Origin of the sequence: Nocardioides sp. CPCC 206348 (assembly GCF_048654705.1) — a bacterium.
GTDB lineage: Bacteria > Actinomycetota > Actinomycetes > Propionibacteriales > Nocardioidaceae > Nocardioides.
The window spans coordinates 38403-39510 of the sequence record NZ_JBMCZA010000191.1 but is presented as its reverse complement, the minus strand read 5'-3'; the positions used below and the strand labels follow the sequence as shown (position 1 = coordinate 39510).

2 protein-coding genes are annotated in these 1108 nt (G+C 74.1%); both read left to right on the top strand.

Translation table 11 applies throughout. The features are described from left to right. Positions 1-97 precede the first annotated feature (97 nt). Entirely contained in the window at positions 98-625 is a 528-nt protein-coding gene (locus tag ACOADB_RS16610; RefSeq protein ID WP_378600798.1) for a sigma-70 family RNA polymerase sigma factor, read from the top strand. Next, the coding region (locus ACOADB_RS16605; RefSeq protein WP_378600796.1) for a hypothetical protein at positions 618-1108 on the top strand (491 nt) is incomplete at its 3' end. The genes ACOADB_RS16610 and ACOADB_RS16605, both read left to right, overlap by 8 nt.

Here is a 1108-nt window from a genome sequence, read left to right as displayed (position 1 = left end):
CCCCACCCTACGAGGTGGCCTGCGGCCGCCGGACGCAACCTTTCGGCCCGCTCGCGAGTCGTGGGGGTGAAAGACTTCGCGCGACCTGGGAGGTGCCGTGGACGGTCCACACGATCGGCTGGCCGATGATCCGATTCGTCGGTGCTTCGACGTCTCCTACCGCCGACTCGTCGGCCAGCTGTACGGCGTCTGCGGCAGCCTGGCCGAGGCCGAGGAGGCGGTCGCCGAAGCCTTCGCCCGGGCGGTGGCCGCCCGCCGCACGTTCGAGCGGGTCGACGAACCCGAGGCCTGGCTGCGCACCGTCGCGGTCAACGTCGCCCGGACCCGGCACCGTCGGCGACTGATGGGCGACCGGCTGCACCGCCGCAACGGCGGGCCCGCCGAGGGACGGGTGCCTGAGCTCACCGACGACCGGCTCACCCTCGTGGCGGCGCTCCGGTCCCTTCCCCAGCAGCAGCGCGAAGCGCTGGCGCTGCACTACCTCGCCGACCTCCCCGTTGCGGAGGTCGCCGCGACCCTCGGCGTGCCGGTCGGCACCGTCAAGGCGCGGCTCAGTCGCGGACGCACCGCGCTGGCCGCGGTCCTGGGCGCCGAGGCCACTGTCAACGGAGGTTCCCGTGGCTGACATCGAGCAGATCCTCAACGGCGAACGCGGCGACGTCGCGCGCCTGGCCGCCGACGCCGCCCAGGTGCCGGACTTCGACTCCCTGGCGCGGCGCGGTCGTGGTCGTCGTACGCGACGACAGGCGGGGGCTCTCGCCGCGGCAGCGCTGGCCGTGGCCGGCATCGTCGGTGTCGTCCAGGTGTTCGGCAACGGGGATGGCGACGTACGGCCCGGGCCGGCCGAGACCCCGTCCCAGACCCCGTCCCAGGCCCCGTCGCAGTCGCCGACCGAAGCGGTCGACGGCCCGAGCCAGGCGGAGCTCGCCGGTGTCGTCGACGCCGACGATGCGTCGATGTACTCGATGGCCGTGACGCCGGGCGACCCCGGATCGATGGCCACCCTCTGGCAATGGGAGGACCAGCGCTGGGTGCTGGCCTGGACCTCGGACGGGTTCGCCACGCGTTCCCTGCGGGCCGTGCCCAGCGGTTCGAGCGTCACACCCGC